At 72.1% G+C, this 21,691-nt stretch carries 16 protein-coding genes and 5 pseudogenes; 16 read left to right on the forward strand and 5 right to left on the reverse strand.

Features of this window, described 5'->3' with window-relative positions; translation table 11 throughout:
* Positions 1 to 857, forward strand: a pseudogene (locus tag VE546_RS04075) (AfsR/SARP family transcriptional regulator); the annotation flags it as partial.
* Between the two features lie 114 nt (positions 858 to 971).
* On the opposite strand, the gene VE546_RS04080 reads toward VE546_RS04075, so the two are convergent.
* The 3 genes from VE546_RS04080 to VE546_RS04090 all read right to left on the reverse strand — a co-directional run bounded on the left by VE546_RS04080 (position 972) and on the right by VE546_RS04090 (position 2,631).
* Complete coding sequence (locus VE546_RS04080) at positions 972 to 1,409, reverse strand: cytidine deaminase (RefSeq protein WP_324918505.1); 438 nt, start codon at positions 1,407 to 1,409, stop codon at positions 972 to 974.
* A gap of 530 nt (positions 1,410 to 1,939) precedes the next feature.
* Positions 1,940 to 2,329, reverse strand: coding sequence for a fic family toxin-antitoxin system, toxin component (locus VE546_RS04085; protein ID WP_324918430.1), 390 nt, complete (start codon positions 2,327 to 2,329; stop codon positions 1,940 to 1,942).
* On the reverse strand, positions 2,326 to 2,631 hold the full coding sequence (locus VE546_RS04090) for a DUF1778 domain-containing protein (RefSeq protein WP_324918433.1): 306 nt from the start codon (positions 2,629 to 2,631) through the stop codon (positions 2,326 to 2,328). The genes VE546_RS04085 and VE546_RS04090 overlap by 4 nt, the downstream gene beginning before the upstream one ends.
* Positions 2,632 to 3,325: 694 nt before the next feature.
* Here VE546_RS04090 and amcB point away from each other — a divergent pair.
* From amcB to VE546_RS04170, 15 genes and pseudogenes are all read left to right on the forward strand, one after another.
* On the forward strand, positions 3,326 to 4,492 hold the full coding sequence (amcB, locus tag VE546_RS04095) for a cyclophane-forming radical SAM peptide maturase AmcB (RefSeq protein WP_324918436.1): 1,167 nt from the start codon (positions 3,326 to 3,328) through the stop codon (positions 4,490 to 4,492).
* On the forward strand, positions 4,467 to 4,712 hold the full coding sequence (locus tag VE546_RS04100) for a hypothetical protein (protein WP_324918439.1): 246 nt from the start codon (positions 4,467 to 4,469) through the stop codon (positions 4,710 to 4,712). The genes amcB and VE546_RS04100 overlap by 26 nt, the downstream gene beginning before the upstream one ends.
* The gene (locus VE546_RS04105) at positions 4,709 to 5,035 is read left to right on the forward strand and encodes a tail fiber domain-containing protein (RefSeq protein ID WP_324918442.1); all 327 of its coding nucleotides are present in this window, start codon (positions 4,709 to 4,711) and stop codon (positions 5,033 to 5,035) included. Before VE546_RS04100 ends, VE546_RS04105 begins: the two co-directional genes overlap by 4 nt.
* Positions 5,036 to 5,780: 745 nt before the next feature.
* Positions 5,781 to 6,449, forward strand: coding sequence for a pyridoxal 5'-phosphate synthase (locus tag VE546_RS04110; RefSeq protein ID WP_324918444.1), 669 nt, complete (start codon positions 5,781 to 5,783; stop codon positions 6,447 to 6,449).
* Positions 6,450 to 6,787: 338 nt separating this feature from the next.
* Positions 6,788 to 8,002, forward strand: a complete 1,215-nt coding sequence (locus VE546_RS04115) for a glycosyltransferase (protein WP_324918447.1) — start codon at positions 6,788 to 6,790, stop codon at positions 8,000 to 8,002.
* A 1,556-nt stretch (positions 8,003 to 9,558) separates the two neighbouring features.
* Positions 9,559 to 10,266 carry a helix-turn-helix transcriptional regulator gene (locus VE546_RS04120; protein ID WP_324918450.1) on the forward strand — a complete coding sequence of 236 codons (708 nt, stop codon included), beginning with the start codon at positions 9,559 to 9,561 and terminating at the stop codon, positions 10,264 to 10,266.
* Between the two features lie 32 nt (positions 10,267 to 10,298).
* On the forward strand, positions 10,299 to 10,853 hold the full coding sequence (locus tag VE546_RS04125; RefSeq protein WP_324918453.1) for a DUF3291 domain-containing protein: 555 nt from the start codon (positions 10,299 to 10,301) through the stop codon (positions 10,851 to 10,853).
* A 305-nt stretch (positions 10,854 to 11,158) separates the two neighbouring features.
* A pseudogene (locus VE546_RS04130) lies at positions 11,159 to 11,404 on the forward strand (transposase); the annotation flags it as partial.
* A gap of 186 nt (positions 11,405 to 11,590) precedes the next feature.
* Complete coding sequence (locus tag VE546_RS04135) at positions 11,591 to 11,971, forward strand: VOC family protein (RefSeq protein WP_111004697.1); 381 nt, start codon at positions 11,591 to 11,593, stop codon at positions 11,969 to 11,971.
* A 72-nt stretch (positions 11,972 to 12,043) separates the two neighbouring features.
* A pseudogene (locus VE546_RS04140) lies at positions 12,044 to 12,834 on the forward strand (IS5 family transposase).
* 438 nt (positions 12,835 to 13,272) lie between these two features.
* Positions 13,273 to 13,485, forward strand: a pseudogene (locus VE546_RS04150) (IS1380 family transposase); the annotation flags it as partial.
* A 336-nt stretch (positions 13,486 to 13,821) separates the two neighbouring features.
* Positions 13,822 to 14,517: a response regulator transcription factor gene (locus VE546_RS04155; RefSeq protein ID WP_324918459.1), complete on the forward strand. Its 696-nt coding sequence runs from the start codon at positions 13,822 to 13,824 to the stop codon at positions 14,515 to 14,517.
* Positions 14,510 to 15,637: a HAMP domain-containing sensor histidine kinase gene (locus tag VE546_RS04160; RefSeq protein ID WP_324918461.1), complete on the forward strand. Its 1,128-nt coding sequence runs from the start codon at positions 14,510 to 14,512 to the stop codon at positions 15,635 to 15,637. The genes VE546_RS04155 and VE546_RS04160 overlap by 8 nt, the downstream gene beginning before the upstream one ends.
* Positions 15,638 to 15,782: 145 nt before the next feature.
* Positions 15,783 to 16,772, forward strand: coding sequence for an endonuclease/exonuclease/phosphatase family protein (locus VE546_RS04165; protein ID WP_324918507.1), 990 nt, complete (start codon positions 15,783 to 15,785; stop codon positions 16,770 to 16,772).
* Positions 16,773 to 17,037: 265 nt separating this feature from the next.
* Positions 17,038 to 17,237 (forward strand): annotated as a pseudogene (locus VE546_RS04170) (IS5/IS1182 family transposase); the annotation flags it as partial.
* 290 nt (positions 17,238 to 17,527) lie between these two features.
* Here VE546_RS04170 and VE546_RS04175 read toward each other — a convergent pair.
* Complete coding sequence (locus VE546_RS04175; RefSeq protein WP_324918464.1) at positions 17,528 to 19,174, reverse strand: glycoside hydrolase family 27 protein; 1,647 nt, start codon at positions 19,172 to 19,174, stop codon at positions 17,528 to 17,530.
* A gap of 149 nt (positions 19,175 to 19,323) precedes the next feature.
* A complete protein-coding gene (locus tag VE546_RS04180) occupies positions 19,324 to 20,964 on the reverse strand; it encodes a glycoside hydrolase 43 family protein (RefSeq protein ID WP_324918466.1) in 1,641 nt (546 codons plus the stop codon).
* Between the last annotated feature and the right edge of the window lie 727 nt (positions 20,965 to 21,691).

Here is a 21,691-nt window from a genome sequence, read left to right on the forward strand (position 1 = left end):
GCCGAGGCCGGCAACCTGCGCGCGGCACTCGGCGAGGCGGTACGCCGAGCCGCCGCGGGCCAGGCCGAAGAAGCTGTCCGGCTCGCCACCGCACTGTCCTGGTGGCGACTCCTGCGCGGTCGCCTCACCGAGGCCTGGGGCAGCCTGCCGGCCGTCATCGCCGCCACGTCGGCATCCCGCAACACCGCCCCCGAACTCGCCTTCCCGCACGCCGCCTTCGCGTTCCTCACCGGCGACCACCCCGGGGCCACCATCCTCGCGGACGCCGACGCCGATGCCGTACCCGACCCCGTACGCCGTGCCCGTGCCCTCTGACTGTGCGCCTACGGCCTGTTCAGCGCGGGTGGGACCGCCACCGCCGAGGAGTTGAATGCGCGGACGCTCGCCTTGGTCCGCGGCGATCTCGACGGGCTCGGCCGCGACGGGCAACGCAGCGCCGCCCCTTCCGGTGAACTGGGGACTGCTGGGGCGAGTTGCAGACCGTCTCCCCGTTCGCCGCGCTCGCCGGGATCAAGGGCGAGTACGAGGAGGCGGCCCGCCTGCAGCACGAAGGGCCTCACATGGCACGAGAGCCGGGCCTTCGGGCGGAGGTGCCGGCGCGACCGTCCGGGCTCGGCCGGCTCGCGCTGCTCGCCCACGACTGGGACCGGGGCCGTGACCTGCACGAGCAGGCGCGCCGTATCGCCGCCGAACAGGGCTGCAAGTAAGGCGGGATCCACTCCGAGTTGGGACTCGCCCTCGGCGCCCGCCGCTCCGGCGGCCTCGACGCGGCCGAGGCACACCTGCTGCACATCCGCGACGGCTATGCCGGCATGTCCTCCGGGGCGGGCGACCACCTGCTCCTCGCCGAACTCGGCCGGCCGACGGACCGGGCCGGTTGACGACAGCCCCGGCACTCCGGCGCGGCACGGGCACCGAATCCGGGGCCTCGGTGCCGCATCGAGCACCGTTCCCCCTGTTGCTGCCCGGCGTCAGCTCGTGCCGAGTGGCGTGGCTTGCCCGGTGTCGAGTTGGTGGTCGGCCCAGACATAGCCTTCGGGAAGCAGGCCGGTGATGGGAACGGTTCGCAACCGGTCGCCTGCGCCGACGATGACCTTCAGGGCGGGGAAGTAGTCGAGAAGGACCTGACGGCACCGGCCGCACGGGGGAACGACCCCGCGGTCGCGGTCACCGACGGCGACGATCGTGTCCAGCTCGTAGGCGCCCTGGGCAGCCGCCGCGCCGATGAGGACCAGTTCGGCGCAGGGGCCTCCCGTGAAGTGGTAGGCGTTCACCGCGGTGACGATCCGGCCGTCACAGGCGCGGGCCGCGGCCGCCATGGTGTGGTTGTCGCCGCGGCACCGGGTGCGCGCGACGTGGGCTGCGGCCCGGATGAGCTCGTGGTCGACGGGATGGGGATGGGTGGTCATCTTCCCTGCCTCCGTTCGGTGTCGGGCGACGGTGGCGCACGTGACGAGGGTGCGCAAGCGAATATCGGCGATGTGCCGGTTCCGCCGGATGACGTAGCGGCGGATCATGCTGCTCCGGGCCTGGCGGGTGGGGTGGTCGGCGCTGCCGGGGGCGAAGCGGCGCAGGGCGGCGAACCGGGCCTCGACGTGGTACCCGTATCTGCGCCGACTGCGCTGACAAGGCGCCGGGGAGAGGCGTGAAGGAGAGCTTCCGCAGCAGGCTGCTGCGCCCGGATGTGCTGGGCCGGCACCCGGCGGGCAGGCCACGGCGGCGGCCCAGGAGAAGGCCGGCCCCGGCCCGGTATGGCCGGGCGGGGGCCGGCTGCGCTCGGTCCGACATTCGGTGCGGTAGTGACCGAGCGGCAGAGGGAGCCGCTGTCCAGCGAGGATGGCACCTGGCGCGACAGCACCGGGTACTGGTGACCCCGAGCCTCCGCGGGTCCGGCGGGGCTCGGCGCCTGCGGTGCCGGCTCGGGCCGCGGCCGGGCGGATCAGGCGGTGGTGGTCCAGGCGCGCAGTTGGCGGGCGATCCCGGCCACCCCGAGCGCACCGGAGGCCGCGTCGCGCACCAGGGCGACGGCCGCCTTGGGCGGGTAGTCCAGCCGGTACCCGTGGAGAGCGAGGTAGGCCTCGGTCGAGTGCCAGGCGAAGGCCTCGTTGGAGTGTTCCAGGCAGGGCAGCTTGGCCAGGGTCTGCAGCAGCGCGCCGGCCTTGAGGTACAGCGAGCCGTAGACGTCGCGTTCCAGGGCCCGGGCATTGACGCGGGCGACCGCGGCATACAGCGGCCCCAGGTCGTCGACCTGGGGATCGCCGTCGAGCAGCTCGGCGGCGTGCAGCAGGAAGGGGACGTCCAGCCGGTGGATCGGGTCGGGCTGGTTCACGCGGCGTGGCCCCGTCCCGGCTGCTCGGGCTGTTCCAACTCGCGCCGGGCGGCCAGCTCGGCGGCCCGCTGCTCGGCGGAGGGGTCGATGGTGCCGGGCTCGGCGGCGAACGCCGCGCCGCTGCGGGCCATCGACGCCTTGAAGCCGTCCAGGAAGCGCCGTTCGACGGCGGTGGCGCGGTCGTAGGCGGCCGACAGGATGTACTCCTGCATGCTGACCCCCGCCTCCCGGGCGGCCGCCGCGATGGCGGCCCGCTGCTCCGGATCGGGGAAACGCAGATTCATCGCCTTGGCATCCGACATGGTACCCACGGTACCAGCGGTACCAGATGGTGGCCAGAAGCGTTGCCGACGGGACCGGCCTTGATGTCGCCCACCGGATCAGACGTCTGCTCGCCGCGGCCGCCAACCGGCCCGGCACCCCCAGCAGCCCCCCGCCCGGGCGAGCACCCGCAGACGGGAGGAGCCGCACGGCGTTGAACACCCACACGGAACCGGCCTGCCCGGCCTCGCGGACCGGGCGGGCGAGCCGCCCCGGGGCGGGTCGGCCCGTCGGCGAGGCGGGCTTGTCCACCCCGGTCGCCCGGCGAGGCAGGGTGCTGCGCGGGCCGCCGCACCGCGGCCGCGCGGCCCTCGCCGCAGCCGCCCTGCACGGGCGGGAACGCTCCGCCCGCCGACCGCCGTCCGGTGATGGAGACCGCCGGGACCTCGCACGAACTGATCGCCTGGAGCGCGGCCCGGGGCGCGCGGATCGTCGCCTGCGCCGATAAGGCATATTCGGGGGCAGAGCGGTGAAAACAAGAGAACCTTCGGGAACGGATGCGCTGCCGAGTCCGGCGGGGCGGTCGCGGTCCGTCCGCGACGGCGGTGCTGTCCTGGTGGAGTCCGGCCGGCTGGTGAGCGGAAAGCGCCGTACGTGTGTCCGGTTGTCACCTCCTTGGCGTGCTGCGGGGCATTTTGCCTGATTCTGTGTCATTGTCGCGGTATGCGTGAGCAGATGGCGAAGCAGGATGCGGCGGCCGGGATCAGCGGTCAGGAACTGCCGCGGATGCGGCTGGCCGCGACCGCGAGGACGGTCCTGGTGCAGCCGACGACCCTGTGCAACCTGGACTGCGCCTACTGCTATCTGCCCGAGCGTGCGGTGGCCAAGCGGATGCCGGTGCAGGTGGCCGACGCCGTCGCCGCAGGCGTGCACACCTGGGCCCGGTCGCATCCGGTGCACGTGGTGTGGCATGGCGGGGAGCCCCTGGCCGTCGGTCTGCCCCACTTCCGCCGCCTGCTGGAGCGCTTCACCACCGATGTGCCCGAAGGACTGCATCCGGTGGTGCACGCCGTACAGACCAACGCCACCCTCATCGACGACGCCTGGTGCGAGCTGTTCGCCTCCTGGCCGGTGGCCGTGGACATCAGCATCGACGGCCCCGGTCCGGCGAACGCCGCACGCAAGGACCGCGGCGGCAAGGACAGCACCGCCGGCGCCCTGCGCGGCGCGGCCCGGCTGCGCGCCGCGGGCATCGACTTCGGCATGATCGCCGTGGTGAACGATCCCACCCCGCAGGCGGCGCGGGAGCTGTACGGCTTCGCGCGGGAGACCGGCTGCCGCTCCCTGGGGGTGAATCTGGCCGAGCGCAAGGGCGTCCACACCCTCCCCGGGCAGCGCCCGGGCGGTCAGGTGGTGGCGTTCTGGGCCGAACTGGCCGCCTGCTGGCAGGCCGACCCCGCCGTACGGGTACGGGAGCTGGACCAGGCCTACAGCTACATCCGCGCCGAACTGGCCGGCCACGCCCTCCGGCGCGCGGCGCGGGAACTGCCGCCGCTGCCGATGGTCTGCCACAACGGGGACGTGGTCCCGATCGGCCCGGAACTGGCCGGCTTCACCCATCCCGAACACGGCTCCTTCGCCACCGGCAACGTGCTGCACACCCCGCTGGCCCGCCTGGTGGCCGAGGCCACGAGCGTGCCCTGGGTGGCCGAGGCCCTCGATGGGGTGCACGCCTGCCGCGACCACTGCGAGTACTTCGCGTACTGCCGCGGTGGACAGGTGGCCAACAAGTACTTCGAGACCGGCCGCCTGGACGCCACTGAGACCACTTTCTGCCGAACCAGCAAGATCGATCTGATGGAAGGAATCCTGACCCATGCCCAGCACCAGCCCCGCCCCTGACCAGCCCGCCGAACTCACCGAGTCCGCTGCCCCGCTGGCCGAACGCATCCGCGACAACGCCGACCGGCTCGCCGCCCCCGCCGCCCAGGCCCAGGAGTGCCAGGACACCGCCAGCCTCCTCGGTGGCCTCCTCGGCGGCCCTCTCAGCGGCCCGCTCGGTGGCCTCCTCAGCGACCGGACGCTGAAGCGGAACATCCTCGCGGTGGACTGGAGCCGATGACCCGGCACGCCCACCCCTCCTGCGGGTCCCCGCCGCACGGCGGAGACCCGCAGGAGCCGGTCAACGGACACCAGATCCTCCAGGCCGTCGCCGCACTCCCGATCAGTACCTGGCGCTACCACTGGGAACCCGACCACGTCCGCCACCTCGGCCCCATGGCCCAGGACTGGCAGGCGATCATCGGCCTGTCCGCCGACGGGCACACCATCCCCCTCGTCGACGCCAACGGCGTCCTCCTCACCGCCGTCCAGGCGCTCCTCCGCCGGGTGGAAGCCCTCGAAGCCCGCCTCGACCGGCTCCAGGACACGCCCACCGGACGATGACCGGTCCACCCGCCGCGTGAAGCCGTCAGGGCACGGTCGGCCACGTCCGCGCCTGCGCAGGCCGGAGGCGGCGCAGACCGGGTCCTGAACCGAGCCGCCCCACCGGGCCCGGGCGGTCCCGCACCGCGCAGGAGCGCCCGGAGCACGCCGTCGTCCCGGAGCCGTACGGCTGGCAGGTGACGGGACGCCGCGCCGTCACCAGGCGAACCACCCGGACACGGTTGCCGCTGGGAACCGCCGACGCCAAGGACGCCGAAGCCGCCGCCCGGCTCCTCGCCCTGGCTGCGGACCGTCCCGAAGGCCACGAGCGGTGCCTGGACGCCGCCGCCCCGCGCCCAGGCACCGCCGAGACCGTGCCGTGCTGCCGGCCCACCCCGATCACCGACCCCGATGACAGGGGAGACGAACCCGCAGAGCGGGTCCGCCGGCAGGCCCAGCGAGCCCTCACCGCTTTTCGGAGACGACCCGCACGAAGGGGTGGACAGGGAATCCCGGGAGGGGCCCATGCCCGCTCTCCACCTGCTCCAGTCCCCTCTCGTCCACGAGAACGGGTTCCGGCTCACCTTCTGTGGTGACCAGGGCCGGACTCGGGCAGGACGGCCTCGGCTCGGGCCGGAGCCGCGGTGCCCGTACGGGCACCGCGGACAGCTCCTTGCCGGAGTGCTCCGTGGCGGTGCTCGGCCGACGCAGACACCCCGGGCGTGCCTGGCAGGTAGGTTCACATCTGCTGAGCACACATGAGGGAGTGAACGTGGCCAGTGGTGCTGATGTGCGTCGATTGCTCCGGGAACTTGAGGTTTTCGCAGGTGAGCTGCCTGACTTCGATCCCTCGGCGGCGCCGGAGTGTCCGGTCGAGCTCTTCACCGAGTGGCTGCTGGATGCGATACGGGCAGGGGTGCGGGAGCCGCACGCCATGACGTTGTCGACGGCGGACTCGAACGGTGACCCGAGCGCGCGGGTCCTCATCCTGAAGGACGTGGGTCCGGGCGGCTGGCAGTTCGCCTCGGACGCCGGCAGCCCAAAGGGACGCGACCTCGCCGCGCGCCCGTACGCGGCCCTGACCTTCTACTGGGCGCCGCTGGCCCGTCAGGTGCGGATAAGAGGCCCGGTCGAGCCCGAGGACCGCGAACGGAGCGCGGCGGACTTCCTGGCGCGCGGCAAAGGTGCCCGCGCGGAAGCCATGCTCGGTCGGCAGTCCCAGCCCCTCACCACTCTGGCCGAACGCGACGATGCCGTCACGGCGTCTCTCGCACGGATCGAGCGCGAGCCCACTCTCGTGGCCCCGGGCTGGACGCTGTACTCGCTGCGCCCCGAGACGGTCGAGTTCTGGCAGGGCGACAGACAACGGCGACACACCCGTCTCTTCTACCGGGCTTCCGACGCCGGGTGGACCAAGCAACTGCTGTGGCCGTAGACCAGTGACCCGACATGCGTGACGGCGCGGGCAAGACGCCATGAACGGTCACCCGGAAGGACGCTTCGGCCACCGAGCTCGATGCTCAGCTTCCGGGGAGTCACCAGCCCGTTCGGCCTCCCGAGGCCGGCCCCCGGGACACCACCACGAAAGTCGTGCCGGAGCCCGGGTTCCGGCAGCGGATGTACGCGGCTTCGAGCAGCACGCCGACGTGGCGGTGTTCGATGTCCATGAGTAACGACAGCACATACGCCCGGAGTTGCAGCAGTCAAGTGCGCTGAGGAATCCCCTCGGCCGGCGACGGTGACCGGGCGGCGTTCGCCGAGGAGGACCGCTCCATGCGGATTCTGATCATCACCGCCGGCTCACGGGGAGATGTCGCGCCCTTCACGGGCCTGGGGCGGCGCCTGCTGGACGCGGGCCATCAGGTCGCCGTGGCCGCTCATCCGGCTTTCGAGGCACTCGTCGGCGGGTGCGGTCTCGACTACCGGCCCGTGCCGGGAGACCCGCAGGGGCTGATCCGGGACTGGGCCCGGGCGACGTCCCGGGAGGAGATCCAGGCGCTGACGAGGGCGTACGCGGACGGGCTCGCCGACGGGGTGGCGGAGGCCGTGGCGGGCGGAGCCGACCTGCTGCTCACCGCCTTCGGCCCGGCACCGCTCAGCCGGACGGCCGGCGAAGCGTTCGGCGTCCCCGTCATCGGCACCTACCTCGCACCGTCCTTCGCCACCGGAGAGTTCCCGCTGCCCAACGCGCGGAGCACCGAGGACCTGGGGCCGGAGGGCAACCTCGCCGCGGGCCGGGATGTGCTCAGGCGCGCGGAAGGGGTCTTCGCGGGCGCCGTCACCCGGCTGCGGGCCCGCCTCGGGCTGCCCATCGGCGGGTCGGCGGCACCGGTGGACGTCCGGCCGGTCTTCCACGGCTTCAGCCCGCTGGTGGTGCCGCGCCCCGGGGACTGGCCGTCCCGGGCCGAGGTGGCGGGCTACTGGTGGCCCGCGCGGCCGGACGGCTGGCAGCCCCCGGCCGAACTGGTCGACTTCCTCCGGGCCGGTCCGCCGCCGGTGTTCCTCGGGTTCGGCAGTATGGCACCGGGGCAGGGGGAACGGCTCAGCGAGCTGGTGGCCGCGGCGGTGAAGCGGGCAGGGGTACGCGCGGTGGTGCAGGCCGGGTGGGCCGAACTGAGCGGCTGCGGCGCCGACGTCCTGGCCATCGGCGACGTCCCGCACGACTGGTTGTTCCCGCGCACCGCCGCCGTCGTCCACCACGCCGGGGCGGGCACCACCGCAGCCGGACTGCGGGCCGGCGTGCCCGCCGTGCCCGTTCCCGTCATGGCCGACCAGCCGTTCTGGGCGTCTCGGCTGTACGAGCTGGGAGTTGCCCCCCGGCCTCTGCCGTTCCAGGACCTCACCGCCGAAGCCCTCGCCGCCGCGATCACGGCCTGCCTGTCCGAGCCGGCCCACCGCCGCCGCGCGGCCGAACTCGCCCGCGGGATCGCCGCGGAGGACGGCGCCGCCAGGGTGCTCGCCCACATCGGCTCAGAGAGTGCCGGGTGAAGCCGCATCGCCGTGCTGCTGTGCCGGGCTGTCCGAGACACCTTGCCGCACCCTGTGCTGCCGGAACTCACGAACGATCCGAACGCCGCCACCCCCGGCCGCCTCCCGAAGCCATGAGCAGACGCTGCTCGAAGCCGTGAACGCAGCCGGCACGGACGATCACGAAAAGGAGCAGCAGGACGTGGGCATCACCGGCGACGCCTTGGAGACAGACGACCAACGGACGTTCACCCGCCCGGGCCCGAAGACCGCCGCCACGCAGATGCGGTTCCCGGTCAGGACCGAGAAGACCACCCGGGCGGTCGCGCGGTTGCCGGGTGTCTCCCAGCGCACCGTCGAGCGGTACGTCAAGGGCCGGATCGAGCGGCCTCGGCCGGAGCCTGCGGATCACCCAGCACCTCCCGCCCGTCTACGCGGCCCGTCGGTGCCCCGGGCACTCAGTTTCAGGTTGCGGTCGCCGAGGGCCTGCAGGAGGTGTGCTTCCGCGACGACGGCGCACCGTACCCGTACCACGAGGATGACCGGCGTGCGCACCACCCGCACCGGTCCAGCCTGGCGCCGGGGCACGGGCCGTGGCGGTGAGGGCATCCGGCATGGACAGGGGCGACCGGTGCCGGCCAGTGACCGGTGGGCGGGGCAGTCGCGGAGGCGCGGACGGCGCCGGGATGCCTGGTGCGAGGGCCGGCGGGCTGCATTCGCCGCAGGCTCTATGGGGTGTACCGGGCGTGTGACCGGAAGAAGGAGCCCTTCAAGACCGGATGACTGCTCACTTCCTCAGACCGGGTGTGGCGGGCAAACCGGTCCCTCGTTCCCAACCTGGTGTTGCGGTGCGAGACATGGGCCGCCAGAGACAGGTGGCCGAGGGGCTTGGGGCGATGTGCTGTGCACCGCCGATGGCGTGGCTGCGCTACACTGGATCTTGGATGCGCCGCCGAATTACGGGCGGTGTGCCGCGCGTTGGTGGTCCAAGGAAAGACGCCCCGCTTCCTGCGGGGAGATGCAGGTGCAAGGCCTGCCCGGCGCTCGATGGAAGGCCCTGTCCCGGTCTCTGCCCGGGGCAGGGCCTTCCGCGTGCCCGGAGTCGGCGGCTCCAGGAGCACACCTCAGGGAGGTCCGGCCGGATAGCGGAGCCGTCCTGCGGACCGGCTGGACCGAACCCTGGGCTGCCCGGCCGGATGCGTCAGCGACCTCCTCCACCATCCGTCCGGCCCGGGCCTGTCGGCCGATCACCCGGTGACCGGTCGGCGCACTGGGGTGTGATCTTCCGCTTCCGGCAGGTCCCTGCCGGCGGTCGGTGGCAGAAACCCGCCGACCCGGCCGGTCCCGGAGTGCCACCAGCCCCGGTATCGCGCGGTGTCCGCCCGGCCCGAGAACCGGTGTGCCCGGCTTCCGCCGCCATCGCCACGCGGTACGGCAGGCGGGCCCATGCCTTCCACGACACGACCGCCGCGGCAGCGATCCGACTCCGGTTCCGCGCATGACCGGCAGGGCAGCGCCTGGTCGGGACCGGGTTCCGCCTTTCTATCTCCAATCTGTGTTGTTCCTAGAATGGCCGGGTGGAGGACATCGATGCGATCGCGGTGTTGCAGGATCCGGTGCGGCGCCGCCTGTACGAGTACGTGGCGGCGCAGGGCCGTGAGGTCGGCCGCAATGAGGCCGCCGAGGCGGTCGGCGTGGCGCGCACGCTCGCTGCGCACCATCTGGACAGGCTGACGGAGGCCGGGCTGCTGGAGAGCGGCAGCCGCCGCCTGACGGGCCGCTCGGGGCCGGGAGCGGGTCGCCCCGCCAAGGTGTACACGCGGGCGCGGGTCGAGCGGGCGGTGTCGCTGCCCGCCCGCGACTACCGAACCGCCGCCGAGCTGCTCGCCGAGGCTGCCGAGCAGGCCGGGCTGGACGCCGAGCTCTGTGCGGCCGCGCGCCGCCGGGGTGAGGCTCTGCGCGGCTCGGCGGCGCCCTGCGGCGGCCTCGAAGAGGCCGTGGAGATGCTGGCCGCCCGTGGCTACGAACCGCATCTGGAAGGCGCCGAGGGCGTCCAGGGCGCCGAAGGCACCGAGGAGACGACCGGAGCAGCGGCACGTGTCGTCCGTATGCGCAACTGCCCCTTTCATGCCGTCGCGGAGCGCTTCCCGCCGCTCGTCTGCGGCATGAATCTCGCGCTGCTGGAGGGGCTGTTCGGTGCGGACGGTCCCGTCCGAGTTCGCATGGACGCCCGGCCGGGGGAGTGCTGCGTGGTGCTCGAAGCTTCTAAAAACAATAGCGATTGACATAGAAAAGAGGGTCGTGCTGGGATGAGGCCATGACCGCATCCGCGCATGCCGCCCACCTCGCCCAGCTCAACGTCGCCACGCTCCGCCACCCCCTCGACGACCCGCGCATGGCGCCGTTCGTCGAGATGCTCGACCCGATCAATGCCGCCGCCGACGGCGCGCCCGGCTTCGTGTGGCGGCTGGTGGAGGAGGGGACGGCCGACGCCACCGGCCTGCGCCCGGCGGGCGAGAACGTCATCGTCAACCTGACGGTGTGGGAGACCCGGGAGGCCCTGTGGGACTTCACCTACCGCAGCGGGCACCTGGAGGTGATGCGGCGACGCCGCGAGTGGTTCGAGCGGCACGTCGAGGCCCACCTGGTGCTCTGGTGGGTCCCCGCCGGCCACCTCCCGACCGTCGGTGAGGCCCTGGAGCGGCTGGCGGACCTGCGGGCGCACGGGCCGTCCCCGCGTGCGTTCACCTTCGCCGCCTCCTACACCGCGGACGAGGCTGCCCAGCACCTTCAGGCCGTGCCGCCGACGCGGCCCGAGCAGGCCGACCGGAGCACGCGGCCGACCCCGGCCGCAGACGCGGCGGCGGTGTAGGGCAGGGACGCTCGGTCCGGCAGGGCGGCGGCACCGACATCCCTGATCATCATGATCAAAACGACCAACCGACTCGGCGTCATCCTCCACGACCGGGGCGGCGCCTACGGACCCGGAAACCTCTCCACCACCGCGAGCCGACCACACGCCGAACCACGGCCCGACCCGGAACACGCCGATCCGGACCGGGCCCACACGTGCCCGCGCCGTGCCGGCCGCCCGGCAGCGCACCGGCTGACCGAGAGCGTGTCCCCTGTGGTGGTCGGCTCGCTGAGCCGGGCAGGGGCAGCAACCGGCGGGAATGGATCGTTCCGGACGGTTTGTGGGAACTCGCGGAGCCGCTGCTCCCGCCGGCGAAGGCGCGGCCGCGGGGCAGCAGCCGCAGAACATTCCCGATGAGGAGGTGTGCGCAGCGATCACCCACGTGCTGGTGGGTGGCTGTACCTGGCGGGCCCTGCCGCCGTGCTTCGGATCTCCAGGTCCACCGCCGCTTCATGGCCTGGTCCCGGGCCGGGGTGTGGGGCCGACCGCACCAGGGACTGTCGTCACGTTCCCGTCTGCCCCCTGGGCGGCCTACGGTCCTCGCCCGGCAGCCCGGCCGGGCGGGGCGACGCCCCCGGAAACCCTTTTCGCACGCTCGCTTCACCCGGTACGGTCTCGATGATTGCCACTACGGGGAGCCCAAGAGTTCCGCGCGGTCACCGCAACCGTCCCCATGTTGAGAGTAGGTTTCGTCAATGGCGTGTCGTATCAGTGAGCTCGTGCTCGGTTGCCGCGACCCCGAGGTGCTGGCGCGGTTCTGGTGCGAGGTCCTGGACTTCGTCGTGCTCGACCGGGAAGGGGACGACTGCATCGAGATCGGGCCGCGCGAAGGGTTCGGCGGCCCGCAGCCGACGATCATCCTCAGCCGCAGGGACGAGCCTGAGCCGGGAAAGTCCCGGCTGCACATCGACGTCAACGCCACCGACCGCGATCAGGACGCCGAACTCGAACGCCTCCTGAAGCTCGGGGCGCGCCCGGCCGACATCGGCCAGACGGGAGAGGAGCAGTGGCATGTCCTGGCCGACCCTGAAGGCAATGAGTTCTGCCTGCTCAAGGCCCGCCTCAACCCGCTCTGACGGCTCTGCGTCCCCGGTGCGGCCCCAGGGCCTGTCGGCACGTGGTGATCTTGAGTGGTGGATCATGGTCGGGTGATACGCCGCCATGAACTGCCCGCCGCCGAACGGGAGTTCGTCCGGCCGCTGCTGCCCCGGTCCTCACGGGGGCGTAAGCGGTCGGATGACCGGATGGTGCCCAACGGGATCGCGTGGACGTTCCGCACCGGGGTGGCCCGGCGGGACGTGCCCGAGCGCTACGGCTCCTGGGGCACGCTCCACACCCGCTTCCGCCGGTGGGCGCTGGACGGCACCTCCGACCGGATGCTCCGAGCCGCGCAGGCCCGGGCAGACGCGGCCGGAGACATCGACTGGCCGGTGCCGGTCGACTCCACGACCGTGCGGGCTCACCACCACGCGGCCGGAGCCCGAAAAGGGGGCGCCAGGCCCTCGGACGCTCGCGAGGCGGCCTGACCGGCACGATTCATCTGGCCTGTGACGGCTTCGGGCGCCCGCTCGCCCTGGTGGTCACCGGCGGCACCACGGGCGACGGCACCCGGTTCACCACGGTGCTGGAAGCGATCCGGGGCACCCGGCCAGACCGTGTCATCGGCGGCAAGGGCTACAACTCGAAGGCGATCCGCACCCGGCCGCGGCGGCGGGCCATCCCGCACACGCTCCCCGAGCGGGCCCGCAACCGGGCCCGGCGCGGCAGCCGCGGTGGCCGGCCACCGGTCTTCGACCGCGAGATCTACCAGCGGCGCAATGTCGTCGAGCGCTGTTTCAACCGGCTCAAGCAGTGGCGCGGCATCGCCACCTGCTACGACAAGACCACCGAGTCCTACCGGGCAGCCGCCACCCTGGCCGCGCTGCTGATGTGGACGTGACACTTTGACGACAGCCCCTGGGCTGGACTTGCCTCAAGGTCCGCCCCCCGGGGACCGCCGGCCGGTGGACCTGGCTGATCATCGCCGTCTGCACCCGGCCCCCTCTGGCCCGCCCGCCGACCGCCGACCGGCGCCGGCCGGGGGAGAAACCGGTACCGGCCGACCGGCTCACCCCCGCCCCGCCCGCGTCCGCCGCGGCCTGGGCTCACCTCCGCTCGTGCAGGGACCACCGCTCCGGCAGCGCGCCTGAGCTGTCCGTCGGCGGAACACCCCTGCTCGTGCGGGGACCGACGGACGGTCGCGGTCAACCTCAGGCACCGGCAGCTTGGCTCGCCCGAACGCCCAGGTCGGCACCTTCCACGACGGTCCCCGCATGCCCTGAGTGTCGAGTGGAGGTTCCGGCTACGACGGTCCTGGCCGTCCACGGCCCCGCAAGGTCCGACCTCGGGCGGGGAGGTGGCCGTGGACCGGAACGGTGTCCCGGTCGTCGCCCATGCGGAGAAGCAGGAGGCTGCCCCGGCCTGGAAGAAGACCTACGGCCACCATCCGCTGACGGGGTTCGTCGACCACGGTCCCGGCGGCACGGGGGAATCCGCCGCAGCCCTGCCCAGGCCCGGCAACGCGGGCTCGGACACCGCCGCCGGCCACGTCGCTGTCACGTCTGGAGTCCTTCCCCCGTCCCGACGACAGCACCACCCGCCCGGAGCAGTGGAATCCGGCGCCCACCCAGCACGTCGGCCGGGCCACCGGGTTGCCCACCATCAACCACGGAAACGGAAACGGTCTGCCGACTCCGTCGGCAGACCGTCATGCAAGATCGAGGCCGGCGGCGACGAGGGCTGGGACGACGGTCGACCGCGTCCGGCAGGGGCCTTTTTCATGCTCTGTCGCCGTGGGTTCTACCCGCAGTCACGGCAATGCGGCGGTGCCGGCACCTGTGCGGTTTTCGATATGCCGACGATATGTGGCGACTCGTACCCTCGGAGCATGCGAGTGTTGATCGTCGAGGACGAGCCCTATATGGCAGAAGCCATCCGCGATGGCCTGCGCCTGGAAGCGATCGCGTCCGACATCGCCGGTGACGGTGACACCGCTTTGGAACTGCTGAGCATCAACGCCTACGACATCGCCGTCCTCGACCGCGACATTCCCGGCCCTTCCGGCGACGAGATCGCCCAACGCATCGTCGCCTCCGGCAGCGGCATGCCGATCCTCATGCTCACCGCCGCCGACCGGCTCGACGACAAGGTCTCCGGGTTCGCACTCGGCGCCGACGACTACCTCACCAAGCCGTTCGAGCTCCGGGAACTCGTGCTCAGGCTCAGAGCACTCGACCGCAGACGTGCACACAACAGGCCGCCCGTGCGGGAGATCGCGGGTCTGCGGCTCGATCCGTTCCGCCGCGAGGTCCACCGTGACGGCCGCTACGTCGCGCTGACCAGGAAGCAGTTCGCCGTGCTCGAAGTCCTCGTCGCCGCCGAAGGCGGTGTCGTCAGCGCCGAGGAACTCCTGGAACGGGCCTGGGACGGGAACGCGGACCCGTTCACCAATGCCGTACGCATCACGGTCTCGGCACTGCGCAAACGGCTCGGTGAACCCTGGGTCATTGCCACGGTGCCCGGCGTCGGATACCGCATCGACACGCAACCAGCGGCCGGCCACGGGGGAAGAGCCCGTGGATAGGCGGCCCGGGCTCAGCGTTCGCTTCAAGTTCACCCTCAGCTACGCCGGATTCCTCATGTTCGCCGGTCTCCTGCTGCTCGCGGCGGTGTGGGTGTTCCTCCTGCGCTACGTCCCCGATCGTGCGATGCTCATCAACCCCGATGACAGGTTCGAGGGTGTTTTTCCCGTCCGGTCCGCCCTCCTGGACGTTTTCGCTCCGAGGGCAGCCGCGGTACTGGCGTTCCTGCTGGTGTTCGGGCTCGTGGGCGGGTGGATTCTCGCCGGCCGCATGCTCGCCCCGCTGACCCGCATCACGGACGCCACAAGCATGGCCACGAAAGGATCGCTCTCCCACCGGATCCGGCTGCCGGGCCGCAAGGACGAATTCCGTGAACTCGCCGACGCCTTCGACACGATGCTCGCCCGCCTCGAAGCGCACGTGGCCGAGCAGCGGAGATTCGCGGCCAACGCCTCGCACGAACTGCGCACCCCGCTGGCGATCTCGCAGACGCTCCTCGACGTGGCCCGCAACGATCCGACGCAGGACCTCGGCGAGATCATCGACCGACTGCACGCCGTCAACGCCCGGGCGATCGACCTCACCGAGGCACTGCTCGTGCTCAGCCGCGCCGACCAGAGGTCCTTCACCCGGGAACCCGTCGACCTCTCCCTGCTCGTGGAAGAGGCCACCGAGACACTGCTCCCGCTCGCCGAGAAGCGCGGTGTCACCATCGAGACCTCCGGTGACATCGCCCCGGCTTTCGGCTCGCAGGCGCTCCTGCTGCAGTTGACGACGAACCTCGTGCACAACGCGATCGTGCACAACCTGTCCGACAAGGGCACGGTGTGGATCGAGACCGGCGCCGGCCCCGAGACCGTGGTGCTCACGGTCGAGAACAGCGGCGAGAAGCTCTCCCCGCAGTTGGTCTCGACCCTCACCGAGCCGTTCCAGCGCGCCACCGAACGCACGCGCAACGACCACGCAGGTGTCGGGCTCGGCCTGGCCATCGTCCGGCGGATCACCGAGGTGCACGACGGGTCCCTCACCATCACCCCGCGCGCTGGGGGCGGGCTCCGTGTCGCCGTTCGACTGCCCGCACCACCAGCACTTTCCCCCGAAGGACATCTGATCAGTGAGTGAAGCACTACGAGAAGTTCCGGATTCGCGGCAGCAGGGCGACGCCGAGGAGCGCGCCGAGATCCCGGACACGGCTCAGGCCGGGCAGTGCGGCGCCGGCCGCGGGGACACCGGCCCGGGTACCCGGCGCGCGCGTATCCGCCGGGCGATCCGCAGCCTCTCCGGGCCGGACCCGTGGAAGCGCGGCCCGGTGCTCGCGGCGTCGGCGCTGGTGCTCGGCCTGCTCCTGCTGCTGCACGCGGAGATCACGGACAGGGGCGGTCTCGGCAGCCTGGTGGAGACGTTCCTGCCGTGGTTCGGCCTGTTCATCCCGGTGCTCCTTGCCGGGGCGCTGTGGCGCCGCTCCGCCGCGGCGGTGGTCGCGCTGCTGCTGCCGGTCGTGGCGTGGCTGAGCCTCTTCGGCGGACTGCTCCTCGACAAGTCCCAGCCGGGTGGCGACCTCACCGTGGTCAGCCACAACGTCAACGCCGAGAACCCCGACCCGGCCGGCACCGCCCGCGACCTGGCGGCCTCCGGGGCGGACCTGCTGGCCCTCCAGGAGATGACCCCGCGGGCCACGGCCGCGTACGAGAAGGAGCTGGCGAAGACATACCCGTACCACACGGTGCAGGGCACGGTCGGGCTGTGGAGCAAGCTGCCGCTGTCGGACTCCCGGGCGGTCAACGTCCTGCGGGGCAATGCCGGGCCGCTGGCGAAAACCCGGCAGGCCGAGGACCTCCCCGTGGACCCGCCCCGGGCGCTGCGCACCACGGTGGCCACGGACCGGGGGCCGCTGGTGGTGTACGTGGCGCACCTGGGGTCGGTGCGGCTGATGCCCAGGCACGGCTTCTGGACGGACTCGCGCGACGTCGGCGCGGTCGCGCTCGCCAAGGCCGTCGCCGCCGAGCGGAACGAGCGGGTGGTGGTGCTCGGCGACATGAACGGCACCACCGACGACCGCGCGTTCGACGGCCTCACCTCGCAACTCCGCTCGGCCCACGAAGCGGCCGGGGACGGCTTCGGCTTCAGCTGGCCGGCGTCCTTCCCGATGGCACGGATCGATCAGATCCTGGTCAGGGGCGTGGAGCCGAAGAGCTCGTGGGTACTGCCGGCCACCGGCAGCGACCATCTGCCGGTGGCGGCCGGCATCGGCTGGTGACCGCTGCCGCCGGCCGATCCCGCGGGAGTTCCACAGGACACGGCTCAGCGGCCGCTCCTGGTCCTCTTCGGTGCTCGCCCGGAACCCGTACGCCTCACGGATCTGTTTGCTATGCCGCTTTGATCCGGTCGCCCTGCCGGTCGTGGGCCGGCCGCCCACGCCCCGGCCGGCGCCGAGATCGGCGCCACCCGGCACAGACCGCGCCGGCGTGGCCGCTGACCCGCGGCAACGACATCGCTCCCATCCTTGTGACCACGACTGCTACCGCCGCGAGGTCCGGGCCAGGGGCGTCAAGCCGGTCATCGCCCGCCGCGGCACCGAGCACGGCTCCGGCCTGGGCACCCGGCGGTGGGGGGCGAGCAGACCATCGCGCTGTCGCACTGGTTCCGCCGCCTGCGCATCCGCTGGGAGTTCCGCGACGACAGCCACGGAGCCTTCCTCACCCTGGGCTGTGCGCTGATCTGCCGGCGCCGCCTGGCGGAACCGGTCAGGAGAGGATCCCGTAGGGCCGGCCACAGGCAGTGGGTTCCTTCGGGAGCGGCGTTCGACGCGACCCATGACGGCGGCAGGCGCCGGCTGAGGCCGAGGCCGAGCGCTCGTTCCTCCGGCTCCAGCAGCGAGACCGTGGCGACGGCCTTGAACCCGCAGGGCAGCGGATGACCCGGGTTCATGGGCCCACGCTCCCGGCAACACCTCGGCAACGCCCCGGGCGGCGACACCGCGGCCCGGGGCGCAGCCCATTGCGTCGGGAGTCCTTACACGCGGGTCCACTTCTGGTTGTCCTGGCCGTTGCAGGTCCACAGGATCAGCCGGGTCCCATTGGCGGTGCCGGCCTGCTCGGCGTCCAGACAGAGCCCGGCGCGGACGTTGCGGATCGACCCGTCGGAGTGGACGGTCCACTTCTGGTTGTCCTGGCCGTTGCAGGACCAGGTGACGACACGGGTGCCGTTGGCCGTGCCCTGGTTGTGGGCGTCCAGGCATTTGTCGCCGAAGACGCGGATCTCGCCGCCGGCCCAGGTGGTCCACAACTGGTTGGCGGCTGTGTGGCAGTCCCAGAGCAGTACGGACGCTCCGGCCGCGGTGGAGGCGCCGTCGACGTCCAGGCAGCGGCCGGACCCGTTGCCGCGCAGACGGGCGGTGGTGGCGGTCAGCGGACTGCCGCCCGTCACCCGGAAGACGGCGACGCCGTGCGCGGGGACGCTCGCCGAGATGTGGCCGGACGTGTTCGACGTGCTGCCGGTCCACAGGTCGGTGAGCGTGAACGCGTTGCCGGACAGGCCGACCTGGGCGGTCGTGGTGGTGACGGTCGCGGTGTCGCCGCCCCGGTTGAACAGGCCCACGGCGACCGATCCGTCCGACAGGGGTTTGGCGAACACCTCGGTGGCGCCGTCGTCGCGCACCCGCCGCCCACCCGCGCCCAGCGGATCCTGGTTCACGGCCAGCAGACGCGGGTTGCGCAGGATCGCGCTGACGTCGGCGGACATGGTGCGGATGTCGTTGCCTGCCATCAGCGGCGCCGCCATCAGGGCCCACAGCGCGAAGTGCGAGCGCGACTCGGTGAGCGTCAGGCCCGGCCTGCCGACCACCAGCATGTCCGGGTCGTTCCAGTGGCCGGGGCCGGCCTGGGCGGCCAGCGGGGCATTGATGTCGACGACGTTGCCCACGCCCATCGGGTAGCTGTTGGTGTTGCCGTTCTGCCAGACGTCCAGCAGGTCCTCGGTGGTGCGCCACAGGTCGGCGACCTCGCCCCAGTTGTACGTGTCGCCCGTGATGGCGTGGAAGCTGTTGGGGTTGATGCTGTAGACGATGGGCCGCCCCGTGGCGCGAAGGGCGTCGCGCATCAGGGAGAACCGGGCGATCTGCTCCTCGCGGGTGCCGTCGGGGGAGCACCAGTCGTACTTGAGGTAGTCCACGCCCCAGGAGGCGAAGGTGCGCGCGTCCTGGGCCTCGTGCCCCATGCTGCCGGTGGAGCCGGGGTGGGTGCCCACGCGCTGGGCGCAGGTGCGTTCGGTGGGCACCTGGTAGATCCCGAACTTCAGCCCGCGGCTGTGGATGTAGTCGCCCAGGGCCTTCATACCGCTGGGGAACTTGGTCGGATGCGCGCGCAGGTTGCCCTGCGCGTCACGCTGGGGGTCGAACCAGCAGTCGTCGACCACCACGTACTGGTAGCCCGCGTCGCGCATTCCCGAGGTGACCATGGCGTCGGCCGCCTGGCGCACCACCGTCTCGTTGACGTTGCACCCGAAGCTGTTCCAACTGTTCCAGCCCAGCGGCGGAGTGAGCGCCGGACTGCCGGGCGCTGCCTGAGCGGCCGAGTGGACCGGGGCTGTGGTCGAAGCGGCGGCCGCCAGCGCGGCGGCCGCGAGGATGCGGAGCAGTCGTGCGATGGGGGGTTTGGGCATCGTGGTTCCTTCCCGCGGGGCGCCGCCGGGCCGATCGCCGAACGGCACCCGCGACGCGGTCGGCAGGTGGGGATGGCGCGGGTCAGGTCAACAGGCCGAGCCGGCCGGGCGGCCGGCCGGAGGGGACGAGCGCGGTCGGGCAACCGTGGTCATGGTGTGGTGAGTGCGAACCGCCGGACGGTGACCGAGCCGCCGAGAGCCCGGGTGGCGTGGTTGAAGATCGCATAGCGGTGGCCCATGAAGAACCGCCAGTCGTTCCCCATGGTGAAGGCGGGCCCCATGGAGGTGAAGACGACGCCGTCGGTGCTGTAGGAGAAGCGCGCCTGCCGGCCGGTGCCGGGCCGGATGTCGGCTTGCACGCGCAGCCAGACGCGGCTGCCCCCAAGGGCGGCGCCTGCCGTCTCATGGCCGGTGCCGGTGGTGTTCCAGTTGGCGTCCATGGTCAGGCCGGTGACCGTGGCCACGCGCGACGAATCCCCGGCGCGCTTGACGCCGATCCAGGCGGAGGAGTCGCGCAGGACGGCCAGCCCGGCCCGGTCGCCGTCCCGCATCCCGGAGACGTCGAGTTCGATCGTGGCGGTGGAGGTGGGGCCCTGGATGCGGTGGGTGAGGGTGTTGCGGGCCCCGTACAGGTCGTCGGTGACGGTGGCGGTCTGCAGGCGCAGTCCGTTGTTGACCGACCACTTGGTGTTGTCCGGGTTGTGGTTCCACTCCCAGTTCGGCTTCAGTCCCGTCCCGTCGAAGGTGTCGATGCCGGTCATGGGGGTGACCTGGCGGGGAGGGGGCGGCACGTTGGGCTGGGGGTAGTTCACGCCCCAGGCGCCGTTGACGAGTTGGATGACGGGCCAGCCGTCCGAGGTCCAGGAGACCGGCGCCAGGACGGGGACCCGGCCGCCGGGGTAGGCGTCCACGAAGGCCATGTAGTACCACTGGCCGCCTTGGGTCTGCACGAGCCCGCCCTGGTGGGGCACCCCGCCCCCGGCGATCGGGCCGCGCAGGTCGAGCAGGACCTGCCGCATCGTGTACGGCCCGAAGGGTCCGGAGGTGGACTTGAGGATGTACTGGCCGTTGGCCGGACGGGTCAGGAAGATGTAGTGGTTGCCGTTGATCCTGTAGAAGCGGGCGCCCTCGAGGGTGCCGACGCTGGACGGCGTGCTGAACACCTGCTGGGTGCGGACCTGGGTGCGCCCGTCCGGCGAGAGTTGGGCCACGTGGATGGTGGTGTTCCCGTAGGCGACGTACAGGGTGTCGTCGGTGTCCACGAGCATCCCGGCGTCGTAGTAGGCGGTGCCGAGGGTGGTGAGCCGGTTCCAGGGGCCCTCGGCGGCGGGGGCGGTGTAGATGTACGTCCGGGCGAAGTCGATCTGGCCGATCCAGTAGAACGTCCGGTTGCTCGGACGGTAGGCCAGGGAGGACGCCCAGATGCCCCTGACGTAGCCGCGTCCGCCGTTGAGGTCGTACTTGGCGCCGAAGTCCAGCACCGGCACCGAGTGGCCGGCGAACTCCCAGTTGACCAGGTCGTAACTGCGCAGGACGGGCGCGCCGGGCGAGTAGTGCATGGTCGAGGCCGAGTAGTAGTAGGCGTTGCCGACGCGGATGATGTCGATGTCCGCGAAGTCCTGCCAGATCACCGGGTTGGTGAAGTCGGCCAGGGGCCGGAGGCCGGAGTCCGCGGCTGCGGAAGGGGTGGCGGCGCGGGCCGGAGTGAGTGGCAGCGCGGCTGCCGAGACCAGTCCGGTGGCGGCGGCCAGGGCCCTCCGGCGGCTCACCTCACGGGGGTTCCATGACATCTGCGGCTCTCCTTCGCTGGGCATGGGTGCGGTAGGCCCTGTCGGGCGGGGATGGCTTTCCAGCCGCTGCGACTCCACCGGCGGCGAGGGGAATTGCGGTCCCCGGCGCGGTTCCTGGCGTGGTGCCGAACGAGGAGCGGGTGCTTGCCGCGGGCTGGCCAGGACGCGCCCACGCCCGTCGTGCCGGGAGCGGTGGGCATCGGCGCGGCGCGCGGGACCGGGCGCGGCGGGGTCGGCGAATGGGGCCACTGAGCGCTCCAAGACGGCTCGGCCGGAGGGTCGGCCCACACGAACATCGCGTCGATCTGCGGCTCCGGCGCGGTGCATGCACGGAGAGCCTCTCCGGAATGGAACAAAGGGCGAATCCTCTGCGTGGCCTGGCGGGCGGACGCAGACCGTTTCATCCGATCCGCTGTCTGATATTTCGAACGTTTTACGACTGGTCGGACAGCATGGATGATAGGAGGCGAAGAGGTGGTGTCAATACCCTCCATGCCTGCCGTGCCACGTGCGACTGGAAGGCGGGGACGGCGGCAGTCGACAGGGCGCAGGACCGCCCGTTGCCGCACGGGGCGGCGGGTTGACCGAAGGGGGTATGCGGAACCGTAGCCGCTGCCCGTACGGCCGAACATGCTCTGCGATCGCGGTGCTGTCGCTCAGGCCGGTGCCGCCTTCCCGCTCCTGCCGACCCCGGTTCGCCGCCGCACGGGTCCGTTCGCGAGCACGG

The sequence above is a fragment of the Streptomyces sp. genome (assembly GCF_035644915.1).
In the GTDB taxonomy this organism is placed as follows: Bacteria; Actinomycetota; Actinomycetes; order Streptomycetales; family Streptomycetaceae; genus Streptomyces.